18 protein-coding genes, 1 pseudogene and 2 other annotated features are annotated in these 26,150 nt (G+C 37.9%); of the genes and pseudogenes, 4 read left to right on the plus strand and 15 right to left on the minus strand.

From position 1 onward, the window contains the following. Positions 1 to 136: 136 nt before the first annotated feature. The 4 genes from nhaC to IGL80_RS12310 form a co-directional block, all read right to left on the minus strand. Positions 137 to 1,591: a Na+/H+ antiporter NhaC gene (nhaC, locus tag IGL80_RS12295; RefSeq protein WP_002404636.1), complete on the minus strand. Its 1,455-nt coding sequence runs from the start codon at positions 1,589 to 1,591 to the stop codon at positions 137 to 139. Positions 1,592 to 1,680: 89 nt separating this feature from the next. Continuing rightward, positions 1,681 to 1,856 (minus strand) — a binding site (T-box leader). A gap of 136 nt (positions 1,857 to 1,992) precedes the next feature. After that, complete coding sequence (gene pcp / locus IGL80_RS12300) at positions 1,993 to 2,634, minus strand: pyroglutamyl-peptidase I (RefSeq protein ID WP_002355269.1); 642 nt, start codon at positions 2,632 to 2,634, stop codon at positions 1,993 to 1,995. Between the two features lie 15 nt (positions 2,635 to 2,649). Then, on the minus strand, positions 2,650 to 3,594 hold the full coding sequence (locus tag IGL80_RS12305) for a DUF979 domain-containing protein (RefSeq protein WP_002355267.1): 945 nt from the start codon (positions 3,592 to 3,594) through the stop codon (positions 2,650 to 2,652). Beyond that, positions 3,591 to 4,277 (minus strand): DUF969 domain-containing protein, encoded by a 687-nt coding sequence (locus tag IGL80_RS12310; RefSeq protein ID WP_002355265.1) that lies wholly within the window; start codon positions 4,275 to 4,277, stop codon positions 3,591 to 3,593. The genes IGL80_RS12305 and IGL80_RS12310 overlap by 4 nt, the downstream gene beginning before the upstream one ends. A gap of 192 nt (positions 4,278 to 4,469) precedes the next feature. Here IGL80_RS12310 and IGL80_RS12315 point away from each other — a divergent pair, with 192 nt between their 5' ends. Beyond that, positions 4,470 to 4,985 (plus strand): HdeD family acid-resistance protein, encoded by a 516-nt coding sequence (locus IGL80_RS12315; protein ID WP_002381189.1) that lies wholly within the window; start codon positions 4,470 to 4,472, stop codon positions 4,983 to 4,985. Between the two features lie 15 nt (positions 4,986 to 5,000). Next, a complete protein-coding gene (locus IGL80_RS12320; protein WP_002355262.1) occupies positions 5,001 to 6,185 on the plus strand; it encodes an AI-2E family transporter in 1,185 nt (394 codons plus the stop codon). A gap of 50 nt (positions 6,186 to 6,235) precedes the next feature. On the opposite strand, the pseudogene IGL80_RS12325 reads toward IGL80_RS12320, so the two are convergent. The 11 genes and pseudogenes from IGL80_RS12325 to fdrA form a co-directional block, all read right to left on the minus strand. Next, positions 6,236 to 7,362, minus strand: a pseudogene (locus IGL80_RS12325) (5-methyltetrahydropteroyltriglutamate--homocysteine S-methyltransferase). 60 nt (positions 7,363 to 7,422) lie between these two features. Continuing rightward, positions 7,423 to 7,652 (minus strand) — a binding site (T-box leader). 117 nt (positions 7,653 to 7,769) lie between these two features. Then, complete coding sequence (locus IGL80_RS12330; RefSeq protein ID WP_002358380.1) at positions 7,770 to 9,143, minus strand: PcsB-like coiled-coil domain-containing protein; 1,374 nt, start codon at positions 9,141 to 9,143, stop codon at positions 7,770 to 7,772. A 456-nt stretch (positions 9,144 to 9,599) separates the two neighbouring features. Continuing rightward, on the minus strand, positions 9,600 to 11,894 hold the full coding sequence (locus IGL80_RS12335) for a WxL domain-containing protein (protein WP_085366520.1): 2,295 nt from the start codon (positions 11,892 to 11,894) through the stop codon (positions 9,600 to 9,602). 447 nt (positions 11,895 to 12,341) lie between these two features. Further along, positions 12,342 to 13,565 carry an amidohydrolase family protein gene (locus IGL80_RS12340; protein ID WP_002389547.1) on the minus strand — a complete coding sequence of 408 codons (1,224 nt, stop codon included), beginning with the start codon at positions 13,563 to 13,565 and terminating at the stop codon, positions 12,342 to 12,344. Positions 13,566 to 13,589: 24 nt separating this feature from the next. After that, on the minus strand, positions 13,590 to 15,011 hold the full coding sequence (locus IGL80_RS12345; protein WP_002385370.1) for a hypothetical protein: 1,422 nt from the start codon (positions 15,009 to 15,011) through the stop codon (positions 13,590 to 13,592). Then, positions 15,011 to 16,072, minus strand: a complete 1,062-nt coding sequence (allD, locus tag IGL80_RS12350) for an ureidoglycolate dehydrogenase (protein ID WP_010708246.1) — start codon at positions 16,070 to 16,072, stop codon at positions 15,011 to 15,013. Before allD ends, IGL80_RS12345 begins: the two co-directional genes overlap by 1 nt. A gap of 89 nt (positions 16,073 to 16,161) precedes the next feature. After that, on the minus strand, positions 16,162 to 17,382 hold the full coding sequence (locus IGL80_RS12355; protein ID WP_002358375.1) for a dicarboxylate/amino acid:cation symporter: 1,221 nt from the start codon (positions 17,380 to 17,382) through the stop codon (positions 16,162 to 16,164). Positions 17,383 to 17,388: 6 nt separating this feature from the next. Further along, positions 17,389 to 18,327 carry a carbamate kinase gene (gene arcC, locus IGL80_RS12360; RefSeq protein ID WP_002355252.1) on the minus strand — a complete coding sequence of 313 codons (939 nt, stop codon included), beginning with the start codon at positions 18,325 to 18,327 and terminating at the stop codon, positions 17,389 to 17,391. A gap of 134 nt (positions 18,328 to 18,461) precedes the next feature. After that, positions 18,462 to 19,715, minus strand: coding sequence for an MFS transporter (locus tag IGL80_RS12365; protein WP_002355251.1), 1,254 nt, complete (start codon positions 19,713 to 19,715; stop codon positions 18,462 to 18,464). 9 nt (positions 19,716 to 19,724) lie between these two features. Further along, positions 19,725 to 20,558 carry a DUF2877 domain-containing protein gene (locus IGL80_RS12370; protein ID WP_002355250.1) on the minus strand — a complete coding sequence of 278 codons (834 nt, stop codon included), beginning with the start codon at positions 20,556 to 20,558 and terminating at the stop codon, positions 19,725 to 19,727. Next, positions 20,551 to 23,562 carry a DUF1116 domain-containing protein gene (gene fdrA / locus IGL80_RS12375; protein ID WP_002355249.1) on the minus strand — a complete coding sequence of 1,004 codons (3,012 nt, stop codon included), beginning with the start codon at positions 23,560 to 23,562 and terminating at the stop codon, positions 20,551 to 20,553. The genes IGL80_RS12370 and fdrA overlap by 8 nt, the downstream gene beginning before the upstream one ends. 122 nt (positions 23,563 to 23,684) lie before the next feature. Between fdrA and IGL80_RS12380 the strand changes: the two genes are divergently transcribed. After that, complete coding sequence (locus tag IGL80_RS12380; RefSeq protein ID WP_002355248.1) at positions 23,685 to 25,277, plus strand: PucR family transcriptional regulator; 1,593 nt, start codon at positions 23,685 to 23,687, stop codon at positions 25,275 to 25,277. Next, positions 25,252 to 26,064, plus strand: coding sequence for an alpha/beta hydrolase (locus tag IGL80_RS12385; protein ID WP_002404631.1), 813 nt, complete (start codon positions 25,252 to 25,254; stop codon positions 26,062 to 26,064). Before IGL80_RS12380 ends, IGL80_RS12385 begins: the two co-directional genes overlap by 26 nt. Positions 26,065 to 26,150 lie beyond the last annotated feature (86 nt).

Below are 26,150 nucleotides of genomic sequence, written 5' to 3' on the forward strand. Positions count from 1 at the left end.
CTCCTCAAAAAGATGACTCGTCAACAATTGACTAGTCAACTATAACTGTTTCTTTCTAAAAATGCAACCTTTTTTACAAGAAAAATAGAACAATTGACAGGGAGAAACTACAGTATTCCCCATCAACTGTTCTATTTTAATCAATCTGTTTTTCGGTAACAGGTTCTGCTGATAACCGCTTAATTCCTAAACCAGTAAATGCACTGACCATTGAGAAGACAGGCGATAATAAGCTAAAGAAAACAAATGGTAAGTAAGTCAACGTTGGTACGCCAAAGGTCCCCGCTACGAAGCTACCTGCAATCCCCCAAGGAATGAGGTAGTTAATAACCGTCCCACCATCCTCCAAGGTTCTGCCTAAAACAGTCGGATCCAAACCTTCTTTTTTGTAAACTTCTTTAAAGGCATTCCCTGGTAAAATAACCGATAGGAATTGTTCACCAATAAAAATATTTACGCCAATTCCTGTTAATAACGTTGATAAAATCAATTTCGGTGTACTGCTCATTTTCTGGGAAACAACTTCCATGACCGCAGAAATCAATCCTAATTCCATTAATAAGCCACCTAGAGACAACGTTAGAATAATAAGTGCCACAGTCGGCATCATACTCATAATCCCGCCACGACTTAATAATTGATCAATTTGTGCGTTCCCCGTTTGAGAAACAAACCCATTTTCCAACGTGTTTCCTAATGCCTGCAACGATACTTTCGGATTTTGAATAATAATCATAATTACTGCCACAATAATGTTCAACAAAATCGTGATAATCGCTGGAATTTTGCGCCAGGCACAGATTAACATTAAGGCTAATGGTAACAATGACCAAATGGAAATGGTAAAGTGGTCTTCCAATACTTGAATAACTTGAACTACTTCTGTCAGACTAGTATTCGCGTACGTTTGTCCTAAAATCATAAACAAGATTAAAGAGACGATAAATGCTGGTACAGTCGACCACATCAAGTTTTTTATATGTTTAAACAAATCCGCTTCAACAATCGCTGCGGCTAAGTTTGTTGATTCTGATAAAGGTGACATTTTATCACCAAAAACTGAACCAGAAACAATCGCCCCCACAACTAAAGCAGGATTTAACCCTAAGGTACTGCCAATACCGAAAAAGGCAATTCCAATTGTTGACATCACTGTAAAAGCACTACCTACTGCACTGCCGACAATCGCACAGACAATAAAAACTGACGGCACAAACCATTTAACACTAATCATTTTAAAACCAAAAACCATAATCGTTGGAATAATTCCTGCTTGAATCCAAACGGCAATCAATGCCCCCACTAAAATGAAAATAAAAATTGGAATAATTCCTGGCTTCAAGCCATCAACAATCCCTTTATGCATTTGATCAAATGGTACTTTACGAAACATTGCGTAGCCTAAAATCAATGCAATCACAAACAAAATAGTAATATTTGGCGATATCTTTAAGCCAATTACTCCTGTTGCAATAGCTGCCACAATAATTAATAATACGATACTTGCTTCTCGAACACTCACGGTCTTCTTTTTCTGTTTTTCTTTCATTTCGTTACTCTCCTCTAATCTTTTTTCTGAATACTCTGACATTAAAGGATCTTATGATAACGAATAACCCCTCCACAACTCATTGAAAACGCCTCCTAAAGCTACATAAAAAGAGAGATTCATCCTTAAAGAATAAGGACGAATCTCTCCGCGGTACCACCTTAATTAGAAGCTTACTTGCTTCTCGCTTATGTATTATGTAATTGTTACTACTTATTAGTGTAATTCACAAATAGACTTGATCGATTCGCAGCAACCATCGACTTTCTGAACAAAACATCTATTTCCTACTGGGCTAATAATTTATGAATCTCAATATACCAAGAAGAAACCGACTTGTCAACGAAAATAGTATAAAAAATTTTTTCACACGCCAACAAAAATTACTTTTTCTTTTTGTAAAAATAGAAAAGCGCCTCCGTTCTCACGAAAGCGCCTGTTAATTAATGGGTTGTGCCACCTTGTAGTTGAATATCTTCTTGCGTTTTTACTGCTGCTTCAATCATATAGAACAAAGAATCTGTGATTGCTTCTAATGACATAGAAGCAAACGTTGGTTTATCAATTGTTTGTTCTGGTAGGAACGGAACATGAATAAATCCGCCACGAATAGTTGGATATTTAGTGTTAATTAAGTGTAGTAAGTGATACATAATATCATTACATACAAAGGTTCCTGCTGTATAAGAAATCGCTGCAGGTAATTGATGGTCATGACAATTTTTTACCATCGCTTTAATCGGTAAATTTGTAAAATAGGCTGTTGCTCCATCTTCAACCAACGGCACATCGCTTGGTTGTTGTCCTGCATTATCCGGGATACGCGCTTCCGCTAAATTAATCGCCACTTTTTCAACAGTGACTGTTTGGCGGCCGCCTGCTTGTCCAACACAAATCACCATATCTGGTTGATGGGTTTCAATTGCTTCAGCCACTTTTTCACCACTAGTGCCAAAAACAGTTGGCACCTCAACTTTAATAATTTCAGCTCCTGCAATTTCAGCAGGTAATTTTTTGACTGCTTCAAAGGCAGGATTGATTGCTTCTCCTCCAAATGGATCAAAGCCAGTAACGACAACTTTCATTTCGATCATCCTTTCTTATTTGAATAGAATCATATAAACAATTTGGAAAATTAACATGAAAAGTGCAATCGGCAATTGATTTTTAATGACGCCGTACTTATCTTTCATTTCCAACATGGCTACAGGTACGATATTAAAGTTCGCAGCCATCGGTGTTAACAGTGTACCACAAAAACCACATGTTAAGGCAACCATCCCAACTAATGCGGGATCTGCACCTAAAGAAAAGACAAACGGCACACCAATTCCGACTGTCATCACGGTTATTGCTGCAAAGGCATTGCCCATGATAGCCGTAAAAATAACCATTCCCACAGCATAAATAATAATCCCTACATTGACATTTCCTGCTGGTACTACGGCACTAACCCCTTTTGAAATAATCTCACCAACACCAGCGCTAGTAAAAACAGCACCTAAACAAGCTAATAGCATTGGCAACGTACTAAGAGGACCGACTGTTTCTAACATTTCCGCCGCATCATCAAAAAATACTTTCGGCGTATTATTTTTAGAAAAGAACATCATGATGAAAATCGCTACAAAGACACCAACACCGACACCGACTAAAGCTCCTAAAGTAGTCAATGTGGCAAAAAGAATTGCAAAAACCCCGATACTTAGTGCGGGAATAAAAATCTTCATTCCTAATTTTTGAGACATTTTTTCCATGTATTCTTTCGAAGGTAAGCGACTTTCTCCTTTTGTCACTTTTTGAAGAATTGCCGGAATTGTCATCACAAAAATAAGTACGCCACAGGCAACTGGTGGAATAAACCGACCAAAACCGATTAAGATTCCTAAAATTCCCCAGAATAAACTAGTCCCATACGCATGTTGATTGGTTTTATCACGAAAACTACGAAAACTTGTATATAACAAGATAATCCCCATAAAAATGTAAAGGACTTCCAATAACTTTGCACTCAAATCAATACTTGGATCTGTGAAAAAACTCATTTCAGTCCCTCCTGTCCATAATATTTTTTACGTAATCTTTTTTCTTTTAAAGTAAAGTAAATACTTGCCGAAATTAAGGCAACTAAGGCGACTGGTACTTCCACTAAAGCCAGTTTACCTAATGTCACTTCATAGCCTAAATCTTTCAATGTTGATTGAACAAGCAATGCCCCAGCCCCACCAACAAACAGAACTTGACCAAAGAACCAACAGATATTTTCCATGGCTGAAGCCATCCCTTTTAGTTCTTCTTCATACTCTGGCACCATTGGTAAATTTTTTGATTCAATTGTTCCTAACGCCATTGGCAAAATAATCGGACGCACAAAACCTGCTACCCCACCGAAACTTACGTTAAAAGCGGCGAAGATAATCCGAAAAACACCATAAATGTCAATAATCACACCAGCAGATACCTTTTTGAATCGTTTAATCAACGTAGCTGCTGACTCTTTCAAGCCATTTCTTTCTAAAGTTCCTGTTGCTAACATAATAATAATAAAGATAGCCATTCCTCGATTATTCACAAAGGTTGTTCCTAGTGTTTCTAGCATCGATGTCAAACCAAGCCCGCCAGTAAAAGCCGTCACTATTAAAGCAACCATCACAATCAAGATAGCATCAAATTTCAATGCGAAGCCGACAATGACGATCAATACGCCTAATAAAGGTAATAAATCCATCAAATCTCTCCTTCTTAAAATAAAATTTCACTTTCCATTATATGCCAATTTTCGCTCATTTGTAAGACTTTTTTAATTTTTAATGTTATTTTTTCTAAAGATACAGTTTCCAACACTTTTTAGAGCTACCACTCGCACTTTTTTCTTTTTTCCGCTAGAATAAAAGAAACAATAACATTGAGGAGGATTTTTATGTTCCAAACTTTTAGAGAAAATTTTCGGCGCCATACCCTATTGCGCGACGCCGTCTTTATCGTTATCGGAAGTGCCATTGTCTTTAATCCCGGTGCTTTCTTCCAGTTCGTCGGTTATTTAATTGCTGGTTATTTGATGCTTTTAGGGTTAATTAATATTTATGATGACTACAAAATAAAAAAACAAACGGGTAGCTGGGGGCTTGGTTTCGTAACAGGTTTAATCTTTGTCGTCTTAGCAGTAGCCTTTTTATTTTTTGCACCGGTGATTGTTTCGATTCTGCCATTTTTATTAGGGATTAGCATTGTTATAAACGGCCTCGTTCAATTGACTTTTGCTTTAAATACTCGTCAAACAGGTGCGCTTATCTACAGTATTCTGGTTTTAATCGCTGGAGCTGTTTTAGTTTTCAACCCCTTCAAAAGTCTCTTAGTTTTGATGCAAGTCTTTGGATTTATCCTGATTTTCATGGGTGTCATTGAAATTATTGGTCATTTTAGAAATAAAGCTTAACGAAAGGAGCAACTTATGGATAAAGAAAGTACCAAGTGGATCCGCTTTTTAGGTGGGAAAAATTTACTTTACACATTAACTATCCTTTGTCTAATTGCTGTAACTATCTTTTTATTCAACACTGTTTCATTTATCTTTAAACCAATTTTTGTTATTTTTAGTGCCGTCTTAGGCCCGGTACTTTTTGGTATTATTCTATTTTATTTGCTTAATCCAATGGTGAAACGCCTTGAGAAAAAAATTCCCCGTGTTTGGGCGATTGCGATTCTCTATGTCTTAATTATTGCATTACTAGTGTTAGCTGGACTGCAACTTTTCCCAATTATCCAAGACCAAACGGAAGAATTAATCAAACAATTCCCAAGTTTTTGGAAAAGCACGCTCCAAACAGTACAAGAATTTATGGCTAAAACACCTTTTGCAAAAGATTTAGAATCTGCTAATGAGTCGATTAATCAGCTCTGGGGCAAACTTGCAAACTCCTTTAAAGACTTTGCAGGGGATTACCTACAAACAGGCGCACAAGGTCTGGGAAGCGTCTTTTCTGCAGTTTCTTCTACTTTCCTAACCTTGTTTACAGGACCTATCATCGCCTTTTTCCTTTTAAAAGACAAAGAAAAGTTTTATCGCTTTGTAAAAGGCATCATTCCCCCAGCTTTTCGTCCTGATTTTGATGAATATAGCCAAATTGCCAACATTCAAATTGGCGATTATCTAAAAGGTCAAGTCATTGCTTCGTTGGTTTTAGGGATTATGTATTGGCCAGCTTTTCTATTAATTGGTTTACAATTTGGTAGCATTTTAGCTTTAGCTGCTGGTATTTTATGTATTATTCCTTATATCGGGCCATTTATTGCCTTTATTCCTGGATTGATTATTGCCTTTCAGGATTCCACATTTATGGTAGTTAAATTTGTTATCGTCTGGTTTGCCATCCAATTGATTCATGGTGATTTTGTTATTCCTCGTGTGATGGGCGATAAATTAAAAGTCCATCCGATTACTATTTTACTTGTCTTGTTAGTTATGGGTGAACTGTTTGGTTTAATGGGCGTTATTTTTGGGATTCCAATGTATTGCCTAGTTAAAGTGACAGTCATTTATTTATTCCGCAAATTCAAACAACGCTATAACCGCTTTTATGGTGACAACGGCGAGTATGAACACACAAATTTTACTAAAGATCAATATTTAAAATAATACAATGAAAAAACTGGGACATAAGCCGTTTAGACTTATGTCCCAGTTTTTTACCATACTTCTCTAGCAATTTCTTGAAGTAATTGAACTTTGCGCCATTGTTCTTTCTCCATCAAACGATTTCCTTCTTCTGTCGAAGCAAAACCACATTGCGGACTAATACTTAAGTTTTCTAAAGGAATAAACTGTTGAGCTTCTTCAATTCGTGCTTTCACTTGTTCAGTCTCTTCTAATTCAGGAAACTTAGAAGTAACTAAACCTAAAACGACTTTGCTGCCATTATTTTGCCAATGTCTTAATGGTGAAAAGTCCCCTGCACGATCTGAGTCATATTCCAAGAAGAAACCATCATAATTCGTAGCAAATAATTCTTTTGCTATCGGTTCATAACCACCTGAAAATAACCAAGACGAAGCATGGTTCCCACGGCAAATGTGTGTGGTTACAGTTAAATCTTCTGGCTTGCCAGCTAAGGCTTCATTAATAATCGTGGTACACACTTGTGCAATTTCTTCTGGCTGTATTCCTTTTGCTCGTAATTCTTCTTGTTTTGTCTGATCCGCTAGAAACGCCCAATTTGTATCATCAAATTGCAAATAACGGCAACCTCTCTCGTAAAAGGCCGCAATTGCATCTTTATATGTTTGTGCTAAATCCTTATAAAAATCACCAATCTCTGGATAAATTGTTTGAATGCGCGAGGTGCCGTCGTTGGATAAAATTTCTTGACGTAAAATCATGGTCGGACTAGGGATCGTTGCTTTGGCTACCGTGCCATCACCAACTTCCACCACCTCTTTTAAAAATGAAAAGTCCTCTAAAAATGGATGTTGCGCAGGAAAAGATATTTTATCCACTACGCGGATATTATAGGCCGGAGCTGCTTTTCCATGAAAGGTTTGGTTATACCCTGTTTCTGGGATATAGCCTGTCACACCATTTAATCCTTCTAAGAAATCAATATGCCAAAAACCGCGACGAAATTCACCATCTGTGATTCCCGTAAGCCGCCAGCTTTTTGTTTTGCTACTAATGCTTTGATTTCTTCATCTTCAATAAGACGTAGCTCTGCTTGAGATAAAGCACCTGCTTGGACCTTTTTCCGTGCTTTCTTAATTGTTTCCGGACGTAAAAAACTTCCCACATGATCAACTGTAAAAGGAATCTGACTACTCATTTGCCTCACTCTTTCCTATTTTTATTTATAAAAAAACGCCCTTTTACTAGCCGTAACTAGTAAAAGGGCGATTATTATCGCGGTACCACCTTTTTTCGGAAAGATGACTCTTTCCCTTCAACTGACAATCATAATCAGCGGTCTTGTTAACGAAAGACATTACGTTTTTGCCTACGTTTCGACAAAAATTCCTCCTAGGCCATTTTTCGATACAGACATCTAACTTTTTTCACCAACCAAAGTCTCTCTACCAGCTGTCTTGTACTTACTTTCCTATTCAACGGAAATTATTAGATTATAATTAGAATACCACGTTTAGCAAATTTGTCAACGGAGACGGATGAAATAGTAATGAAAAAAGCAGCTTCTTTTCAGAAGCTGCTTACGTCTATTTTTATCATTGCTGATTAGGCTGAATGTCCTACGATTGTGCTACCTGAGTAACCAAAACCGACACGCGTAATACCTGGGTTAATTTCCCAATCACGGTGACCGCTACCTGAAGCTGTTACCATGTTTGTTTCATTGTACCACGCCATGATTACTGAGTTACCTGGCGCCCACATAATTGCGATAACTTCATCTCCACGAGACCAGTGATCATTTGGAATGCCACCTGCTTCAACTTGTGCTGCACGAGCAGTTGCAGAAGCTGCCAAACCTGCATCCCATACTACTGGACGTAAACCTAATGATTGACGTAGAACGTTCAATGCATTGATTGTTGGATCAGCAGAAGGCGCTGGTGTTGGTTCTGGTGCTGGTGTTGGTTCTGGTGTTGGTGTTGGTGTAACTGTTCCACCACCAGTTTGGCCACCATTATTTCCATTATCGCTTGGTGTTGTAGGTTGTACTGGTTGTTCTGATGAAGAAGAGCCAGTATTTTCTGTTGCACTATTATCTGTACTTGGTGTAGTTGTTTCAGTTGTTTGTTGCGTGCTTGATTCAGTTGCTGAGCTTGAGCTTGCTGGTGCTTGTGCTTCTGTTGTTGATGAAGAGGCAACTGGTGCTTCTGCTTTCACTTCAGCTTTAGCTGGTTTTGCAGCAGCTTGTTTGGCTTTTTCAGCTGCAGCTTTTTGTTCAGCAGCTAAGCGTGCTTGCTCTGCTTCAGCAGCTGCTTTTTGTTTTTCTAAGCCAGCTTTAGAACTTTCAGCTGATGATTGTTCTAATGCTAATGAAGCTTTCATTACGTTTAATTCAGATTGTTTAGAAAGTAAATCTTGACGTTTTGTTTCTAATTCAGCTTCTGTTGCTTCAAGTTGTTTCACTTTTTTCTCGTTTTCAGCTTTTTTATCAACAACGGCTTGTTTGTCTTCTTTTTGTTGTTGCATTAAGTCGTTGTTGGCACTTACGATTGTTGAAACAGCTTGAACACGGCTGATTGCATCTGCAACTGAGTCCGCATCTAAAACTGCATCTAGCATTGTTGTGCTTTGTCCATTAACTTGAACATCACGTGCTTGATTTTTGATTGCTTCGTTACGTTTTTCAATACGTTGATTCAAGTTTGTAATTTCTTGTTGTAATTGTTCTGATTTTGCTTTTAGTGTTTGCTTTTGTTCACGTAAAGCCATGCTTTCATCAAATACTGAAGATACTTCTGCTTCTAAAGAAGATACTTGTGAAGCTAAATCCCCTTGTTTTGCTTTTAATGATGAAATTTCTTGATTTTTTTCTTCAATTTTTTTATCAACATTGTCCGCCAAAGCGATGCTTGGGGTAGCAATTGCTGATAGCGTTAATGAACATAGTAATACTGATGCAAATAGACGTTTCTTCACTTGTCATTCCTCCGAATTAATTTCTAAAGTTTATTTAAAATATCTTAATCTTTTCTTACGACAAAAACATTCTACCACACCCATATTTCAATTAAGCAATAGAAATGTTACAAAAACATTTCAGATCACTCCTTCTTTCTCCATAATAGGTAAACTTACCTTTTGTAAGGCTTTTACACCTTGTCACGACTAGTTTTCACGTGTTTTCAATTGTTAAACAATTCTTCGATTTTTTTTCATATTTTTTCTTTTTTTATTCAAATTTTGCTTCTTTTTTGTCGATATATGCTTTTTTTCGTAAAATTAATCATTTTTCCTTCTTTTTATTAAACGTTTTTGTTACAAAATTCGTTATATTTTGGTAACGAATCAAGAAAAAGGCCGCTTCGTTGAGCCGCCTTTTATTATTTCTATGCAATGTTTTTGATCAAACTATTCAACTTATTTTTTATGGACTTATGGGCCTGTCACTAAATTCCAAGTCACCATTGCTTGATAAGTTTGATCTTTTCTACCTTGATTTGCTGGAATTTCTAATTTGATTTGATCAAAAGAAAAATCAAATTGATAAACATCACTTTCGTCAAACTGACTATTGGCAACAATATGGCTAGCTACACCGTTGGCAACTAATTGAATAGCGGTTGTTTTGCCAAGAGCAACTTTAGTTTCCGTTGGTTGATTGTACTGAATAAAACCTGAAACATTGGTTGTTCCTAACAATAACTTTGTCATTGATGATAGTTGATCCACTCTTCCTTCAAAGGGGGATAGTTCTGCAGTTAGTGCCCAATTGGGTTGTGATTTTTTCAAACGTAAATATGGATTTTCCTGACCATTTTCATAATAATCTGCTGCCTGCTTTAAACCATGTTGCTGCGTGTTGCTAGAAATGGCGACTTTACCAAAATCAAAAGTTGGTGTGCTGATAAAACCTTCCTCATCTGGTGCCACAATTTCTTGATTTTTAGGTTGGATTCTGACAGTATCAGCTGCGTGAACAGCAGAAAAATTTCCATTCATTTCAACAGCCGCTTGTAACACTTGATCTGGTTCACCTGTAGCAATTGTTGTCATCATAATAGTTGCTGTCTGACCAATAGGCACTTCCGTATTTAAAGCAATGCCAACTCGCCAATTTTCATCAGTAATAGGAACAATTTTGTTTGGTTCAGATCCAACACGAATCGTGACTTGGATTGGCCGAGCTAGACCTGGTGACCAACCACTTGCTGGCTTTAAGTTTATTTTTTTTAACGGTACTTCTCCCACATTTGTAAGCATAATCTGCCAAATTTGTATATAACCACTTGGCATGACTTTGACTAGTCCTTCTATTTGCATTTCAGCTTTTGCAGTTATTTCCTTATATACTGCTGTAATAGCGTTCATTTCATTAAAAACAGGGGAGTTTATGGGGCGCTTCGTTTTTTCTAAGCTCTCTTGTTTTGTTTTATCTTGATACCAACCTTGATATAAACAAGTTTTACCGTTAACGCTGTATTGTTGTGGCAGTTTTTTTCCAGCTAAATAGCGAAAGCCATCCGTAGTCATTGGTTGTTGGTGATCCTGAATAAAATCAGATGGTGGTGCAATTTCAACACCGTTTACATCCTCAAATGTATAATTTTTTTGAGGTATCTCCTTATAGACAACAGTTAAATCATCATTGTCATCATAGGTAATATCATAACTGGGCGTTACGCTTTTTTCTAAATTTTCAGGTCTCGTTTTCCCTTTATACCATCCTTGAAATTGATATGTTTTTGAGTCGATTTCATAGCTACTTGGCAAAAGGCCGTTCTGTTTAAAGGTGTAAGGGTCACGTTCAATAAGCGTTTGCTTTCCTTGTCTAAACCCCGGTGGCGGAGGGATTGGTTTCCCTTGAGTATCCACAAAATGTTCTGTCACTTTGCGATTGGTAACATGATAATAAACCGGCCCTGAAAATTTAAAGTAATTCAATAGCCCAGATTGATTCGATGAATCAACCTTCACTTGGTTGTACAAAGGAACGATTAGTTTTTGGCTCTCGCTAATGTTAAACGTTACTCCTGTTTTCTGACTATATTGTTGTGCAGATATTTTTTCCAATTCAAATTGCGAAATTGTTGTTGGATATTGGTTTCCTGATGCGTCGGAAATAGTTGGCAGCGGATAATTGGGATCAATTTCCCCTTTCTTATTGTATAAGCTTAAAGAAGTATAATATCTTGGTAAAAAAAATGTTTGATTACTCGCTGCAAGCACTGTTGACATGTCGGAATAGACGGCTACTTTCTCACTTGGAATTACCACTTCTTTTAAATTAGCCACTGTAGATGCTATCACTGGTTGACTTTCACCTTCCCACACATTTATGCCATTTGGGGAATTGCCTTGCCAACTATGATACTGTAGAAGGATCTCATTGGCGTTTACTGGCTGCCCCTCTTCATTAATAAATCCATAACGATAAGTTAGGTTAGGCGTCTCAATTCTTTCTCTAATCGTTTGACTTGTAACATTAGCCTCATTATCGATTAACTCACTTTTTGGCAATGCTAGTGGTTCTTCATCATGTAGTTTATCCTTTGTCTGTGGTTGTTCACTTTCGGATTTTTCTGCTGTTAATGAATGATTGGTTCCTTCTCTTACTTGTTTTGTACTTGGTAATGTTTCTGCAAAAACAGTTGTCTGTATTAGTATGGGGAATACTAATATATGGCAGATGCCCTTTACTATCAATTCTTTCCATTTACTTCGCTTCATATTGTCCCTTCTTTCTAAAGAACAATCCAACAATTCTTAGTTAACTAAACATTAAGACACTAAACTTAGCAGAATGATCACTTACCATTTTCAGCAACAGTCTTGTCTTGTGGTATCGGTTTCATTTTTCTTTATACTTTGGATCATTCACTTGTTTCAGCGCTATTCGTCCAATACTTCTTTTTACTAACCAGTTATAACTAGTTTAGCAAAAAAGAATAATTTCTGAAATTCCGAATTTTAAACAGACAGGAGCATTTCCTGAAGATTCTATATATATCAAGGAAAATCGACCAAAAATAAACTGAAAATAAACTTTTCAATAGAGAATCATAGCTAAAACAGGATAAATTAATCATATTTTCACCTTCCTAGCTTTACCTTTATCAAAAAAAGCTCAAAATGTTAGTTTTGACAACTAACATTTTGAGCTTTTTGTTTTTTTTCTTAACGAATGATTTCGACTTTTTTGTCTGTCTTGACTGTAACACGGCCGTTTTTAATAACATATAACCGTTCTGGAATATCAATAATCGCATGTTCAACCACTTTTGTGTCTAATAAGACTAAATCTGCTTTATTCCCAACTGCGACACCGTATCCTTCTAGTCCCATCGCACGAGCAGGACTTGTTGTTACCATTGGTAGCACTGTTTTTAAGTCATCCGCTCCACCTAGGTGCCCAACAGGAATGGCTAACATCGCTGTTTGAACAATATCCCCTGTGCCATATGGTGTAAAAGCATTGCGAATATTATTCGTAGCAATACAGACATTCACGCCACCATCGCGTAATTTACGAATTGGCGTAACCGCACGTCGAACATTGTACTGATCACCACGAGCCCCTAAATGTAAATCCGTTGCTGGTAAAGCCATCACGCTAATATTTGCTTCCGCCATTTTTGCAATAATAGGCGCCAATTCTGCTTCAGGTAAGGCATGCAATGCCGTTAAGTGGCCCACTGAAACACGGCCTTGGTAGCCTTCAGCGATGGTTTTTTCACATAAATATTCAATACTCATATCATCAGCTTCATCGGCAAAATCTTGGTGTAAATCTACATCTTTATCATATTTTTTAGCAATTTCAAACACTAAATCAATATGTTCTTTCGCTGGTGCATCATTATAAGGAATACCGCCGACAACGTCTGCGCCCATATCCATTGCTTCATACATCATTTGTTCTGTTCCAGGGGCTTTAAAAATTCCTTCTTGCGGAAACGCAACTACTTGCATGTCAATTAACTCTTTGTATTCTTCTTTCAAACGCATAATTGTTTTGAAGCCAGTAAAACCTTGCGCTGGGTCAAATTCTGCATGCGTTCTTAACGCCGTGGTTCCATGAACGATTAACATTTCTAAGGCACGTTTAGCACGGTCGTAAATGTCTTCTTCGGTAAATGTTGGTTTTAATTCTGCGGTTACTTCAATTGCTTCTTTCAACGTACCTGATTTATTTGGTTTACGATCAGCGATTAATGCCTTGTCCAAATGTAAATGGCTTTCTACAAAACCTGGGATTAAAACACGACCATCTGCTTCGATGACTTCTTTGGCATCGCCAGTAATAACTGGGGCGATTTCAATGATTTTACCTTCTTTAATAGCTACATCTTGTAATGCTTCACCGTCTTGAAGACGAACTTGTTTAATTAATAAATCCATGTTTTCCACTCCCTAAATTGTTTTTTATCCAAAGATTAAACCGATAACTAATAATAGTACAGAGGCAATACTTAACCATTTCACGTTTCCTTTAACAACATCCAAAATTGGAATTTGGAAGCCTGAAGATAAAGCTTGCATAGTAATATTAACGAAACTCATTTGACTACCTAAACCAACACCCATTGCTACAAAACCTAATGCTAACGGCGGGAAGTTCAACGATACAGCAACTGGTAGCACTAAAGTTAAAACAGAACCCACGTAGGCCCCAGCTGGAATCCCAATTAAAATCCCTGTTAAAATGGCAACTGGCACGACAATAAAGGCTGGTGCATTTTCAGCAACACCTGCGATTACAGCAAACGTTCCTGTTTGTGCAATAACATTAATAAAGGCTAAGAAAATCCCTACTTGGAATAAACGAGTCAAAATATATGTAGACCCATCTACCATCGCTTCGACAGATTTGTTCATTGAGAAATCTGTACATAAGAAAATTAAAACTAATGTTAAAATCATGTATACAAGTGGCGTAAAGAAGGCAAAACCAATTAAATCATTCACAATTGGTCCAAAAATTACAGCAAACAATAAGAAAATGGCTGGCAAGGTAATTTTAAATAATTCACCATTGCTCTTTTTATCAAATTCATCATCTGCCGACTCTTTAAAGCCAACATTTCTATGTTTCGTTCCCCAAAAGGCTAAAACAATCGCTAATGCTACGAAGAATAACCAGTAAGGTCGCATGGTTGAAACATATGAACCGACACTGATATCGCCTAATTTTGAAACAATACTTGATTCTAATGAAGCGGGTGATGTTGTAAATGATACCGCAGCAGCTAAAGACATTGCTGCAATTAATTCAGGAACAACGCCAACTGCGGCAAAGGCCAATGGCGCAATAACCATCGCACTTCCGCCACCAATTCCTGACATATATGTGGCTGCGGCTAATAAGATAACAATAAAAGCTGAAACATACTCGACTTTTCCTTTTGTGCCTCGTTTGGCTAAAGTTAATGCAGCTGAATAACTACCTGCTTTAAAGACCGCCATCGCAACAGCTGAATTAATGATGGGAACGGTAATTCCTAACATCATTGGGATAGCTTCCAACATCTGTTTATTCGCTTCTTCTAGTCCAATGCCACCAATCAGCATCGCTAAGACGCCACCAATTAAACCAGCGATAATCATATCGACTTTCATAAACAATAGAACCAAAACAACAATCAATGGAATAATCACAACTAATGCCATGATTCCTGTCGGGGCAACTACATCCCCAATCTCATCAGCAAAGGCCGCAACTGGCACAAAAATACTAACTAAGAATGCAAAAATAAGTGCTACTTTTGACGATTTTTTCATTTTACTTTCCTCCAATAGAAAGAAGGCGAGAGCAACGCAGTAGCGAATACTCTCTGCGCTCCTCATTATTTGGCAAAGGCACCTTGCCCGCCATATTTATCGTAATGTACAATCTCACTAACTAAATAATCATAAATACTTTGTGGAATTTCAATGCCTTCTGACATGGCTTTTTGATAGTTTAGCTGACCAATTTCTCCTGGATAGTAAACTTGTTGAAACCCTTCTGCTGTAGGCACACTATGAAGCTCTTCCACCATTTGATTAATATTTTCTTTAAATCGTTCAGAATCTGTAAAGCGGCTTGGATCAATGATTAAAAACATCTGTCCCAGATTCCGTTTCTCCGTTAAATCCGCATACATGGAGCTGACATGTTTGCCAAAAGGTAAGCCTAACAACGAACCAGCTAAGACATCGACCATCATCATTAGTCCATATCCTTTTGGTCCTGAAATCGGCAATAAACCTCGTACTTCATAAGGATCAGTCGTTGGCTGGCCTTTTTCGTCTACTGCCCATGTGTCGGGAATTTCAACATCTCTTGAACGTGCATCTAAAATTTTCCCCCAAGCCTGTACTGTCGTAGCCATATCAAACACGACTGGTTCATGACCTGCTCTAGGTGCTGCAAAAGCGATTGGATTTGTTCCAAAATAATTGCTTGTACCACCAAACGGTACCACCATTGGATCAGATTGACACATCGAAAGAGCAACCATGCCTTGTTCCGCTGCTTTTTTAACATAATACGATAACGTCCCGCTATGACTCGTTTGAGAAACGCCAACATATGCTAACCCTGATTCTTTGGCTAGGTCAACTGCAGCAGCTAATGCTTCGTTACAAACAAATTGACCCACGCCATTATCGCCATGAAAAATGGCAGTGGACGGTCCAGTTTTTTCAAATGATAATTCGGGGTCAATCGTGATCCCGCCTTTTGCAATCCGTTCCGCATAATAATCCATACGAACCGCCCCGTGTGAATGAATACCGCTAGCATCTGCAAAAGTTAAATGTCGAGCAACTTCTTCGGCATGTTCAGAATGTAAACCAGCAGCTTCTAATTTTTGTTTCATCAGCTTTTCTAATTTTTCCGGTGTAACGACAACCATTTCTTCCATTGCGCTTGCTCCTTTATCATTAATCTTAAAAAAGGGAAAGAAAACAAGTGATTTTCTTCTTCGTCCTTGCATTTCCTCCCCTTTTTTCACTACTTATTGCTACTGTTAAAGACAGTATAGTCAATTTCATCCACTGATTTTGCAACTAGAATAGCAGAGTAAACATCTGAATTGACATTTAAAATTGTTCGTAACATGCCAACAAACCATTCGACGCCTGCAAAAATTGCAATACTCTCAATGGGTAAACCCATTTGCGGAACAATCACTGCCAGTGAGACTAAGCCCGCACCGGGAACAACTGCGTTTGCTAGTGAGACAAACGTTGCTGTAATTGCTAAGTAAATCATTTTCGTAATATCAAACTCTAGCTGATACATCTGAGCGATAGTCATTACAGTAAAAGCCATATGCATCGCTGAACCGTTACTGTTTAATGACATACCTAACGGCAACACTAAGTTAGTAATTCGCTTACTTAAACCTAATTTTGCTTCTGTTTCTTCCAAAGCTACTGGTAAAGTAATTGCTGAAGAAGTTGTCGCCAAGGCCATCACAGACATATTTTTCATGTTTGTAATTAAACGTAGTGGACTTACTTTACAGTACAATGTGATAACCAAAATCCAGATGCCCAAAAATAAAATAGTTCCTAATCCATAGACCAATAGATACTTCACTAACGGTAAAATAATTTGAAGGCCTAAGTGACTAATTGTTGAAGCAATTAAAGCAAAAATCCCCAGAGGTGCTAGATACATGACGTATCGAATGACTGTAATGATAACTTCATTAAAGTCCACAATTATTTGGAAGAGTTGTGTCTCTGGATGGCTTTGTAAGTATTTATTCAGTGCTAAACCAAAAAATAATGCAAAGACAATAATTTGAATAATCGATCCTTGAGTCAGTGAATCAAAAATATTTTTCGGAACGAAATTTAAAATCGTATCAGTGATTGAGATTTCTTGCGCTTTAATAGAAGCATCTTGGAAGCCAGTCATTTTAACACCGTATCCTGGATTAAAAATGACTGCCATTAGGACGCCCCATAAAGCGGCAGCTAAGGAGGAAATCCCGAAAACAGCGATTGTTCTACCCCCAAGGCTCGTTAATTCTTTTGGATTAATACTGCCAACTGCTTGGACAATTTGCCCTAAGATCAAGATAGGAATAGCCATTTGCATCAGTCGCAAAAAGACATCTCCAACTATTTTCAAGTAATTGCCGCTAGCAGGAATCAAGAGTCCTACGAGGATTCCTACGACAACAGCAATTGCAATTTGGGTGATCATGGACGGTTTTTTCATGGTAAACTACCCCTTTTGACTGATCACAGTTCCTGCTTCTTTATCGATGTTTTCTAAGTTTTCGATAGAAGTAATGATTGCTTTCCGTTTGTCATCACCTTTTACGAAGTCTAAGGCAGCTTCGATTTTTGGTAGCATACTACCAGCAGCAAAGTGACCTTCTTTAATGTATTCTTCTGCTTCGGCTACACTGATTTGTTCTAATGCTTTTTGATCTGGTTGATTGTAATTAATGTAGATGTTATCAACGCCTGTCAAAATAATCAAACGGTCTGCATCAACGTTTTCAGCTAAAACACGTGCAGAGAAATCTTTGTCGTTAACCGCTTCCACGCCTACGTATTGTCCGTCTTCTGCTACGACCGGAATGCCCCCGCCACCAGAACAGATAGTTAAAACGTCCGCCTCTACTAAAGCACGAACCGCCTCTTTTTCAACAATTTCTTTAGGCATTGGTGATGGAACAACTTTTCGGTAGCCACGGCCAGCATCTTCCACATACGTAGAGCCATCTTTGGCTGCTTCTGCGTCAGCTTCTTCTTTTGTATAGAATGGACCAATTGGTTTGGATGGTTTTTTAAACGAAGGATCTTCTTTGTCCACACGCACTTGCGTAACTACAGAGATAACTGGTTTAGCAATGTTACGTTTTTCAAACTCATTAGTTAAAGCATTTTGTAACCAGTAACCGATGCTTCCTTGTGTCATCGCAACACAAGTATCCAATTTCAACGCTGGATTTTTTTCACTTTCGCCTGCTTTTTGTTGTAAAAGCAAATTCCCTACTTGTGGTCCGTTTCCGTGACAGACAATGACTTGTTCCCCTTTAGCAACAAATTCTGCAATATATTTGGCCGCGTGATTAACGACGGCTTTTTGGCCTTCATCTGTTGGATCCGTATCTAAAATAGCATTCCCACCTAGGGCAATTACGTTTAAACTCATTGATTGATTCGCTCCTTTTTAGTAAAGCAAAGACAAAATCTTTTCAGTATCGACGGATAAGAAATAATTTGTTTACGAAATGAAAGATTTTGTCTTGCTCATTTTGATTGTTTCAGTCATTATCGAAGGGATAATTAACCTAATTTCGGTTTACTTTCATCTTTAGCTAAGAAAGCAAAAGCTAGTAAACCAATAACTAATAGTACACAAGAAAGATAGAAGCCAACTTGCATTGAGCCTGCTGTATCTGCTAAATATCCTGTGACATACGGTGCTAGGATTGACCCTGACATCCCGATAAAATTATAGGCACTTAACGTTGTTCCTAAGGCCGCTTTTGGTGCATGTTTGGTAACAAAAGTCACCATAATTGGATCTAACGCTAATTTCCCTGTTAACCCATAAAGAATTAAAACAGAAATTAACAATGTCCGATTTGTTACAAAAGCAATCGCAAAGACAGATAGGATTGCTAAAGGTACTAATGTAAAGACTAATTTTTTCGTCGCACCTGTTTTATCATTCAAACGAGCGAAGATTAAGGCGCCTGGAATAGAGGCCCATGGTACAAGTGATGAAATGAAACCAACGCTCGCTCCTGTAAAGCCACGTTCAGCAATTAAAAATTGTGGCAACCAAGTAATAATGACAAAGTTTGCATAAATACTTGTGAAACATAAAATAAATGCGGCTAATAAATTACGATTTGAGAAAATTTCTTTTAATGAGATCTTTTCTTGCGGTCCTTCTTCAGCAGCTGCTCGTGCAGCTTCTTCACCAGGACGAATCACTTTTTCTTTCAAAATTGTATAGAAAAGAATTCCTACGATAAACGTTGGAATCGCCATGATAAAGAATGGTTTGCTCCAATGTTCACCATTTTCTAAAACCAACTTACTTGAAAGTAAGTACCCACCTGATGTACCGAAGGCCATCCCACTATTGATGATGGCATTACCGATGGTCCGTTTACTTGCTGGAATCGCTTCTGTCGATAGCGCATATTGCGGGCCATAGTAAGCTCCTTGACCAATACCAGCAATTGCACGAATGACTAAAAACATAACAAAGGTTGTCGCTAATCCACTAAAATAAGTAGAAATAGCAAGAACGATAAACCCAACAGCAATGACTAATTTCCGCCCAATTTTATCGCCAATCATCCCAAAAGGAATCTGTGCAACAGCATAGGTTAGAAAGAAGATACTATTGGCTAAACCAAGTTGTGTGTTACTTAGACCAAATTGTTCTCCAATGACCCCCATCACTGGATTAAAAATAGTTCGTGTTGCGTACATTAAAATCCAGCCTACGAAGAAAATGGCTACGACTTTAATCCAGTAACTATTGCTCACTTGCACTGCTTGATTTTTTTTACTATTCTCCATGTCTTCTCCTCACTTCTCATCTAACTCTACAGATTGTAAAGCTAGTAACATTCCAAATGACATATCTTTACCAGAGGAATGTCCGATTTGTATAATTCTGTCAATATTTTCGTCAACTCTATTATCCCGATGGTTCTCCAAATCCAAGAGTAACTGATACAACAATGAATTTACATATCCTTTAGCCGAGCTTGCAATATAGCCTTTACTAACATCTGTTGTGGATAAATTTGCTGCCGAAAGAGTAGCGGCTAACGCCGCAGCTCTTTCATCAGCAAGTATGAACAGAATTGTTTGATACGCCACTAAAATGTCATCACCACTCGGGGTTAACCCTTTGCCCCGACCAATCAGATAATTCGTTACTTCTTGCCATTCCGATAGTGTCCAAACTTTTTGTTTTTGGCTCATTTTTTTGAAAATATGCTTTGCTCGTTCGTCTAAAGGCAGGCCAATTCTACGTTCTAAGTTTCTCGCTAATAAGCGGTCTCGCAACAAGCGTAATTGGTCTTTTTCTAACTTGAAATGAGTAATGTTTAAAGAAACGACCTCGGCAGGTGTGAGTTGGATCGTTTTCACGCCGACTGTACTGTAAAAGGTCAACTGATTTTCTGTGATTTTGACTTTATTACCTTGTTGTACATACGGAAAGATTTCTTGAAACAATTGATCTGGCAAAAACATACCAAAGCTTGATAAATAATTATGGAAGTTTGCAACATTGATTAATTGATCCTGGACTTTCAGATTAAATGAACGTTCAAAAACACTGTGAATGGTTCCCATCTTGCCATATTGGTGGATAGGAAAAATGTAGTCACTAATGACTAGTTGGTTATTCAACCGTAATGCCTAGTTTCTCAGCATACGCTTCTAGGGCTTTTTCAAAACAGCCTAGAGGTGCTCTAACTGTCCCTGCACCAATTTGACCAACACCGGCATTTTTGTGTGCAATCCCTGTATTGATGATTGGTGTAATTCCTAATTCCACCACTTTACGGATATCAATTCCTAAACAAGTTCCTTGGAAATCCCAAGTTGGAATTGAGAATGTTGGGTTGTGTCCTTCACAGATTTTTGCCATTTCATTTGAGGTTGCTAACGCATCTTCAAAGCCACCTGCACCAACAAACCGTGTTACGCCAGGTGCAGCTACCATAGCCATTGCTCCAACGCCTACTGTTTCAGTAATTGCACTATCCCCGACATCAGGATTTCCGTCTTCTTCGCTGAAACCAGTGAAGTAAAGACCTTTTGGTGTATTTACTGGTGCGGTATGCCATTGATCGCCTGTTTCTGCAATCCGGACCCCAAAGTTCACGCCGTTACGAGTCATCGTTGTGACAATCGTTCCGTTGGTATCTTTACGGGCACCATCAACAATTGCTTTTCCAGTTGCCATCATGACATTTAAGAAGAATTGATCTGTGTCAGCTAAGAATTTGATTACTTCGTATTTTTGATCTTCTGGAATATCTGTTTTGATAATTAATGGAGACAATTCTTTTAAGAAGTTCAAAGATGCGGCAATATTTCTTTGGTGGAACTCGTCACCCATTGTAATAGAGCGCGCAATCAATACGTTTAAGTTCAAGCCTTCTTCAGAAAGTTTCAAAGCTTTCGCAATAGTTGGTCCTAAAACATCTTTAATCCAATCTAAACGATCAACTACTTCTTGTGAATAAGCACCAAAACGCAATACTTTACCGATACCTTCATTCAAGATACAGTATGCTTCGTTACCTTCTAAGCGATTTTCTACAACAAAGACTGGCATATTACCAGAAGTAATACCGCCCATTGGTCCTACTGCTTTTACATGGTGACAAGGAATGAAACGTACTTCGCCAGCTTCAAAAATCTTCAAAGCATCTTCTTCGTTGTCTGCCCAACGTTCGAATAATGCAGCTCCGATACAAGCACCTTTCATTGGTCCAGTCATTTCAGACCATTGGATTGGTGGTCCAGCATGAAGTAATGTTTTTTGTGCGTCATCATTTAATTCTGGAATCACTGATTTTGCAGGTACCACATCTACTAAGAATGGTTGTGCATTTTTAATTTTGTCTGTCACTTTGTGATTTTCAGCTTCGATTTGTTCACTGTAATCTTCCAAAGCATCCAAAATTTTAATCATTTTTTTATTGCCGTTAGCACGTGGACGCCAGTTAAATTGAACTGTTTCGCCACCGTAATCAACGATTGATTCTGTAAAGCTTTGCAACCCAACGTTAATAATTCTTGGTTTGGTTGTTAATAGTTCCATTACTTTTTCGCCTGGTTTTGGTACATCGACAGTTGGTCCGTTGTAAGCAACCACTTCTTTATCGTCTTCTGAAATTTCGATTCCTTTTAGTAATAAAGCTAATTGAACAGCTTTAGCATTGCTTTCTGCAACTAAAACGCCGCCTTCTTTCAAACGATCAACCGACGATTGGTAATTTTGCGGATCTTTCGTCGTCCCACAAACAGTTGCAACAAAGTAAAGATCACGTCCGGCTTCTTTGGCTGTGGCACGCGCTTCTTCAATTGCTGGTAACAATGCACCAACCATGTCTTCATGAGCACCGTAGCCTAACACCACATCGAATAAGATAATCCCAGTTTTTTCATCTTGTGCGTATTCACGAATTTTTTCGATACGAACATCTGGGTCAATCATTGGGTGCGGACGACCTTGTGTATACATATCATCGCCTAAGTCAATGACTTCATAACCGTGAGATTTCAAGACATAACCTTCTGCTTTCACTAAACCGCCAAGGTCTAAAGCTTCAGAAATTAACATACCTGCTTCAGAAGCTAATGTACCACCTGAATATAAGCCTTTTACAACTTTATCTTCTGGTAATGTTGGTACAGCTGGTTTTGCTAATGCTTCAAAGTAATTTTTCTTCACGGCCACATCATTTGCTAAATCAACAGCAATTTTAGCTGTTTCTTCTAATGTATGAGCTAGATAAACTTTGCCTTCGTGACTTGTTGGTTTTTCTCCTAAGAAAATCGCAACGACTGGTTTTGAAATGCTTTGTAATAATTCAACCACTTCATCACGAACTTCTTTTGCAGGTGGTTTAGAAATAACTGTAATCACATCGGTTGGTTCGTGATTTTCTAAGGCCACAATAGCATCTTTCACTGTGATAGCGCCTACTTTGTCGCTTAGGTCACGACCACCAGTACCAATGGCGTGAACAACTCCGCCACCTAAGCGGTCAATAATCGTTGTAACTTCTTGAATCCCTGTTCCTGAAGCACCAACAACGCCAATGTTTCCTGGAGAAACAACATTTGTAAAGGCGATCGGAATACTTGAGATAATACCAGTTCCACAGTCAGGCCCCATCATTAGTAAGCCTTTTTCATGCGCTAATTTTTTCAAACGTACTTCATCTTCAATTGACACATTATCCGTGAAAGAGAACACGTGTAAATCATTTTTTAAGGCACGTTCCATTTCTGGCGCACCATATTCACCAGGAATACTGAATAGCGCTACATTCGCCTCTGGTAAAAGATCAAACGCTTCTGACCAAGAAGTCGCTGCTTGTGCTTCTTCACTAGTTCCCTTTGCTGATAAATCATCTAAGAATTCATCAATCGCTGGCATAACTTCTTCCATGATGTTTTCTTTTTCACTGTCAACCACAATCATCATGTCGTTTGCAGATGCACTATTGGCCTCATCCGTTAACAAGTTTGTGTTGTTAAGGATGTCTTTGTTGGCATCTGTTCCCATCATGATTTGACTCATGGTTACACCATCTAATGCATTGATTTTATTGGTCAATAACATTAAGTTGATGGAGTCTTGGTAATTGTTTTTCAAAATTACTGTGTGTAACATTGTTCATCCTCCTATCTATTCCTTACAATGCTATTGTATCGAAATGAGAAAGTGTTTTCATCGGACATAATTCTAAAAAAATGGTATAATTTTTATCCATAAGAGGAAAAAAGGAGAAAATGATGAAATTAAGAGAGTTATTATCGATAGGTGACTTAAAAAAAGGTAAAATTTTGACGAAAGAGATTGGTTTAGACAATGAAGTTGACTCGGCAATGGTCTTAGAAGCGATTGACATTGAGAACTGGAGTAGAAAGAATCAGTTAATTTTGACTTCTTTCTACGCATTGCATGATCTACCCGAAAAAGAGTTGGAAAATTTTTTCGTAAAGATGCGCCGAATTGGCATCAGCGGCTTAATTTTGAAAACAGATCGATTCATTAAAATGATTCCAGAGTGGTTTATCGAATTATGTTTCAATTATGAAATTCCTTTAATTAAAATCACACAAGACATTAGCTATGAAAAAATTCTATTTACGATTTACGAGCCTTTGTTGAATTATCAGTCGCATGTCTTACGTACGTATTACGATGTGCGCCAACGTTTCACCAAATTAGAGCGCCACTACCCAACGGTTGAGACGATTATGCAAGAATTTTATGACATCATTAAATTACCCTTCGCTTTAAAAATGTTGGATAAACATCTGGAAATTAGCGATGGTGACTTACCCCATGATGCGATTGTGCTCTCAAGAGAAAAACTAAAAAACAGTGAATTCACTAAAAACGATTACTCTCTTTTAACACTTTACTCTCATGCCAACCCCAAAAAACAGTTGGCACTAGAAGTTTCTATTTTCAATAGTTATTCCACTAATTGTTTACTTCTGGTTTATTTACAAGATGAAAAGGTTAAAGAAACGGATTTAGTGATTATCGAAAATGCGATTGATGTCTTACAAGAAAAATTCAATACCGAAAATTTGTTAAAAAAAGAACGGTATACTCGTTTGAACAACTTAGCGGATGCTATTTTACAAAATACACCGCAAAATCCTGACGAGCTAAACAGTTTGCTTCGTGAAGTGCAAATGCAAGAGCTAGATTCTTACCAAGCGATTGCTTTTTCTACCAAAGACACCAATACACAACTCATGAAAGAACGAATTATTGCCTTACTTCGTACCCTGCGTGTGAAATCCATCTTCTTTGATCAGCTAAATTATTCGGCGGTCCTTTTTAACTTCAATGAAAGTGATGGAAAAATTACAAAGCTGCAATTAAGTCGTTTATTAGCTGAACTTTTAGAAGAAAACGACACGCTTACCGTTGCCGTCAGCAGTTTAAAATCACGAGAAGGGATTAAAGAGCTACTGATTGAATGCCTGGACATTCTGCGCTTTAATGAAACTTTTTATAACGGACCAATTGTCACCTTAGCCGATATTGGGGTATTTAAAAATTTTATCCGCGAAGACCAATTGGAAAATTTAGACGAATTAATTCCTCGCGCACTTTATCAATTAGCCGAAAATAACTACGATTTGTTTGAAACCTTGTACAGTTTTTTCCAAAATAATCGCAACTATAAACAGACCTCTGAAGCGATGTTCCTTCATTCAAAAACGATTCGTTATCGTTTAAACAAAGTGGAACAACTTCTTGATATTGACTTAGCCAATCCCTTGCAATTGTTAAATTATGAAATTGCCACATACATTATAAAGATGAGGAGACGTGCACTTGAAAAACAATCAAACACTCGCTAATGGCGCAACAGTTACTATCTACCCCACTACGACTGAACCAACGAACTATGTCGTCTATTTACACGGTGGCGGGATGATTTATGGAACCAAAAGTGATTTACCAGAAGAACTGAAGGAGCTGTTTACAAGCAATGGCTATACCGTTTTAGCACTGGACTATTTGTTGGCTCCAAATACAAAAATCGATCACATCTTAAGGACGCTAACGGAAACCTTCCAATTGTTAAACGAAGAGATTATTCAAAACCAGCCCTTTGGTTTGTGCGGGCGTTCCGCTGGCGGTTATTTAATGTTACAGTTAACCAAACAATTACAAATACTAAATTTGACGCCACAATTTTTAGTCAATTTTTACGGCTATACAGATTTAGAATTTATTAAAGAGCCACGAAAATTATTAAAGCAAGCCATTTCCGCTAAAGAAATAGCTACCATCGACCAAACAAAGCCTGTTTGGGATGATCCTTTTCTTTCTCGCTATCTGCTGTATCATTACAGTATTCAGCAAGCGCTATTGCCGCACTTTTACGGATTACCAGAAAATGGGGACTGGTCTGCTTACGCACTGTCAGACGAAACATTAAAAACTTTTCCACCTTGTTTCAGTACAGCTAGCAGCTCAGACGAAGAAGTGCCGTTCCGCTATAGCAAAAAAATCGGACGGACCATTCCTGAGAGTACCTTTAAAGCGATTTACTATTTAGAACATGATTTTTTAAAACAAACCAAAGATCCTTCGGTCATCACTTTATTTGAGCAATTGGATAGCTGGCTGAAGGAACGATAAGCAATCAAGAAATTTTATTAAAGTATTAGACTTGTGATAGAAACTTTTTTATGATCCATGATATACTGTATATACAATATATACGA

The organism is Enterococcus sp. DIV2467a (genome assembly GCF_050532945.1).
Taxonomy (GTDB): Bacteria; Bacillota; Bacilli; order Lactobacillales; family Enterococcaceae; genus Enterococcus; species Enterococcus faecalis.

What these genes read in the sequence shown, in the direction of transcription:
- nhaC (WP_002404636.1), bottom strand. Translation starts at nt 1,591, where the DNA reads ATGTCAGAGTATTCAGAAAAAAGATTAGAGGAGAGTAACGAAATGAAA.
- pcp (WP_002355269.1), bottom strand. Translation starts at nt 2,634, where the DNA reads ATGAAAGTTGTCGTTACTGGCTTTGATCCATTTGGAGGAGAAGCAATC.
- IGL80_RS12305 (WP_002355267.1), bottom strand. Translation starts at nt 3,594, where the DNA reads ATGAGTTTTTTCACAGATCCAAGTATTGATTTGAGTGCAAAGTTATTG.
- IGL80_RS12310 (WP_002355265.1), bottom strand. Translation starts at nt 4,277, where the DNA reads ATGGATTTATTACCTTTATTAGGCGTATTGATCGTCATTGTCGGCTTC.
- IGL80_RS12315 (WP_002381189.1), top strand. Translation starts at nt 4,470, where the DNA reads ATGTTCCAAACTTTTAGAGAAAATTTTCGGCGCCATACCCTATTGCGC.
- IGL80_RS12320 (WP_002355262.1), top strand. Translation starts at nt 5,001, where the DNA reads ATGGATAAAGAAAGTACCAAGTGGATCCGCTTTTTAGGTGGGAAAAAT.
- IGL80_RS12335 (WP_085366520.1), bottom strand. Translation starts at nt 11,894, where the DNA reads ATGAAGCGAAGTAAATGGAAAGAATTGATAGTAAAGGGCATCTGCCAT.
- IGL80_RS12340 (WP_002389547.1), bottom strand. Translation starts at nt 13,565, where the DNA reads ATGGATTTATTAATTAAACAAGTTCGTCTTCAAGACGGTGAAGCATTA.
- IGL80_RS12345 (WP_002385370.1), bottom strand. Translation starts at nt 15,011, where the DNA reads ATGAGGAGCGCAGAGAGTATTCGCTACTGCGTTGCTCTCGCCTTCTTT.
- allD (WP_010708246.1), bottom strand. Translation starts at nt 16,072, where the DNA reads ATGGAAGAAATGGTTGTCGTTACACCGGAAAAATTAGAAAAGCTGATG.
- IGL80_RS12355 (WP_002358375.1), bottom strand. Translation starts at nt 17,382, where the DNA reads ATGAAAAAACCGTCCATGATCACCCAAATTGCAATTGCTGTTGTCGTA.
- arcC (WP_002355252.1), bottom strand. Translation starts at nt 18,327, where the DNA reads ATGAGTTTAAACGTAATTGCCCTAGGTGGGAATGCTATTTTAGATACG.
- IGL80_RS12365 (WP_002355251.1), bottom strand. Translation starts at nt 19,715, where the DNA reads ATGGAGAATAGTAAAAAAAATCAAGCAGTGCAAGTGAGCAATAGTTAC.
- fdrA (WP_002355249.1), bottom strand. Translation starts at nt 23,562, where the DNA reads ATGTTACACACAGTAATTTTGAAAAACAATTACCAAGACTCCATCAAC.
- IGL80_RS12380 (WP_002355248.1), top strand. Translation starts at nt 23,685, where the DNA reads ATGAAATTAAGAGAGTTATTATCGATAGGTGACTTAAAAAAAGGTAAA.